Annotated in this window: 4 protein-coding genes; all 4 read right to left on the bottom strand. The window is 38.7% G+C overall.

Annotation, left to right across the window (positions count from 1 at the left end; translation table 11 throughout):
- Nucleotides 1-490: 490 nt before the first annotated feature.
- From Q0257_RS09790 to Q0257_RS09775, 4 genes are read right to left on the bottom strand one after another with little or no spacing between them, the layout of a single operon-like run.
- Nucleotides 491-871 (bottom strand): hypothetical protein, encoded by a 381-nt coding sequence (locus tag Q0257_RS09790; RefSeq protein WP_298024473.1) that lies wholly within the window; start codon nt 869-871, stop codon nt 491-493.
- Complete coding sequence (locus Q0257_RS09785; protein ID WP_298024472.1) at nt 849-1,325, bottom strand: hypothetical protein; 477 nt, start codon at nt 1,323-1,325, stop codon at nt 849-851. Before Q0257_RS09785 ends, Q0257_RS09790 begins: the two co-directional genes overlap by 23 nt.
- Nucleotides 1,322-1,816, bottom strand: a complete 495-nt coding sequence (locus Q0257_RS09780) for a hypothetical protein (RefSeq protein WP_298024470.1) — start codon at nt 1,814-1,816, stop codon at nt 1,322-1,324. The genes Q0257_RS09785 and Q0257_RS09780 overlap by 4 nt, the downstream gene beginning before the upstream one ends.
- The gene (locus Q0257_RS09775) at nt 1,816-2,451 is read right to left on the bottom strand and encodes a GTPase domain-containing protein (RefSeq protein WP_298024467.1); all 636 of its coding nucleotides are present in this window, start codon (nt 2,449-2,451) and stop codon (nt 1,816-1,818) included. The genes Q0257_RS09780 and Q0257_RS09775 overlap by 1 nt, the downstream gene beginning before the upstream one ends.
- Between the last annotated feature and the right edge of the window lie 150 nt (nt 2,452-2,601).

The following is a 2,601-nucleotide window of genomic DNA, read 5'->3' as shown; positions in this document are numbered from 1 at the left end:
AAATGCTAAAATCATATCCTCTTGCGATGCAGGGTGTGGAGTTTCACGGACACGGCGTGACGGGTATTTACGAGATGAGCGAGCGGATTGCCTTTTCGCATTTTGCTTGCATGGCAACATTCTAATGTAAAAAATAAGCAATATAATCGCGCTCACAGACGCAGAGCGCAATTTATGATGCGAAACTATGCAAAAGAGTGCCAAAATTTTAAGCGCTTGAGAATTTTCCAACTGAAATTTCCCCGCAGAATACGGCACTAAAATTTCAGATAAAATTCTAAACGGAATTTTACGAATGATTTATACGGCAGAATTCTGCGCATGAAATTTTAAGTTTGGCGCTAGCGCGAATTTATTTAAAATTTAAAGATCACCAAGCACTCTAAAAGCACTCTTCTTAAAAATTCGTAATTTATCTGTAGAAATTTAATAACAAAATTTACGATTGTAAATACGCTCTCTGCGGGCTTGTCAATCAAAAATCGGACTATTAAAATTCTATCCTATAATGGATCTTTTTATAGTAGCTTTCGCTACGAGAATATGATTTTTTGATTTGTGATTGAAGCGAGCTGGAAATGACGAAATTCGGTATTTTTCCTACGCCTAAATTTGCAGAGATATCGCAAGCATAATCATTTATGCTTTCTATATCGGTTTTAATTTCCTCGGTTTCTTCGGTAATGCCCGTAACTTCTCTGCCGTCAATATAGCGTTCCACTAAAGCTCTAAAATACGTCGGTAGCGCTTCTATGATTATCCCCTCTTTTTTTATAAATCTCGTAAATTCTTTTGGGCTTACCTTAAAGTCCATTCCCTTATGGCTAAATTCTAACGATTTCTTCTCTTTATTCATTTTTGGAGCTCTCATACTTAGCTTCTGCTTCTACACCTACGCCTATACCGCCTACATTTGCATTTATACCGTGAACTTTATCGGTAGATTGTCGAGTAACAGTCTGTTTTTCTTCAAGAAATTCAAACGCAATACTTTGCGCCCCCATTGCTTGCAATAGTTTTATTGCAACATATTCCAAATCTCGGTTACAACATTCTGCAAATGTCTGGATCTCATAATACGTATTTTGCAAAATCGGCGACTTTACTAAATGATTAAAAAATGTCTCTTTGCCGCCTTTTATGATATTTGCAAGTTTATTTTTCTTGCCATCACCTACGATTAACGAGCCGAGAGAGGCGTCCTTGGCAATATCGCTCGCAAGCAAAACTTCGCAATCGTTAATACACAAAAGATCCTTGCAGGATGGATTTTCATCCAACTTACATTTAGTAAGCGGATCTAGGATTAAAATTTTATCGTTCATATCTTGCCTTTTAGAGCATTTTTTACTAACGCGGCGCAAATTCCGACTGCCGCACCGCCTACGATTCCCACCACTAAACTCTTTTCGACTATTACTCCGCCGATGATAGCTCCTAGCACCGCCCCTATCGCTAGCGTTTTACGCTCGCACTTATCGTTTGTCGCTTTTAGCTCAGATATTTTTTGGATATCTACGCCGATCGCGGACGCCGTTTTGGCTAGCCCCTGCATATCGCAGCCTTTTTCCCATATAAAAACGCACGGTCTTAGCCTGCCGTAGTTGTCTCTTTCGCCGTGAAATACGCAACAATACGTTTTGCCTTTGATCTTGCAATAAAATTCTGTTTGGATATATTTTTGTTTAAGCCCCGATTGAACTGAATGGATAAGCTCTATAGCTCGCTCCTTCTCGCTTCCGTTTAGAATTTCGCCGTTTTTTACTACCGTTAGATGCCCGTCACCTTTATTTTGAATCAAAGCATAACTTTGCATTACACCTCCCTTGATATAAATTCTTTGATTTGCTCTACTGGATTAATTGTCATATCGAAAATCTCCGTATCTACATTCACAGCTTTACGGATGCGCGCCACTACGCTATCTCTTTCGGCGCCAGATATTTTATCGCGCCTAGTGCCTAGGCATTTCATTATTATTCTATATTCCATAGCTTCATCGAAGTGGGTTCTCGCTTGCAATAATATCTCTTCTCGGCGATCTTCTCGATCGACAAAGTCCTCGGCATCGAAAACGTAGATAAAAATAGATTTTTTTCGTTTCTCTTCTGTTAGATTTGCGAGCTTCTTTCTAGCTTCTTCTCGAGATCCTGCATTTTCTTTCACTCCGCTAGAATCTAAAATTGTATATTGTATTCCGCATATATCGACATTTATTTCAAATGTCCTTCCGCTAGGCGTAGTATATTCATTACCAGACTGGTATCCCTTTCCTTCTAAAATATGGCTCAATGTAGATTTCCCTGCGCCCTCCATGCCTAAAAGTACAATTGTGGCATGCTTTATTGGCAGATCGGTATTTTTCTTAGGCTCATCGTCACTGGCTAAATATGCAATTACTCCACCTACGATTGTAGCAACGACTGCTCCACCGATTATAAATGGTACCATTTTCTCGCCTTATATGAAATTTTAAAAATAAATGCAATTATAACCCTCCCCCAATTAATCTTAACTAAAATTCTTACAGCCAAACGGAGGCCTCAGAGATCTCATAAATATAGATTATTGATGCTATTGATAAGCTAAATTTAAATATAA

Origin of the sequence: uncultured Campylobacter sp., from assembly GCF_938018035.1 — a bacterium.
In the GTDB taxonomy this organism is placed as follows: domain Bacteria; phylum Campylobacterota; class Campylobacteria; order Campylobacterales; family Campylobacteraceae; genus Campylobacter_B.
Note: the sequence above shows the minus strand (reverse complement) of the source record. Positions and strands in the feature narration are given on the sequence as shown.

What these genes read in the sequence shown, in the direction of transcription:
- Q0257_RS09790 (WP_298024473.1), bottom strand. Translation starts at nt 871, where the DNA reads ATGAGAGCTCCAAAAATGAATAAAGAGAAGAAATCGTTAGAATTTAGC.
- Q0257_RS09775 (WP_298024467.1), bottom strand. Translation starts at nt 2,451, where the DNA reads ATGGTACCATTTATAATCGGTGGAGCAGTCGTTGCTACAATCGTAGGT.
- Q0257_RS09780 (WP_298024470.1), bottom strand. Translation starts at nt 1,816, where the DNA reads ATGCAAAGTTATGCTTTGATTCAAAATAAAGGTGACGGGCATCTAACG.
- Q0257_RS09785 (WP_298024472.1), bottom strand. Translation starts at nt 1,325, where the DNA reads ATGAACGATAAAATTTTAATCCTAGATCCGCTTACTAAATGTAAGTTG.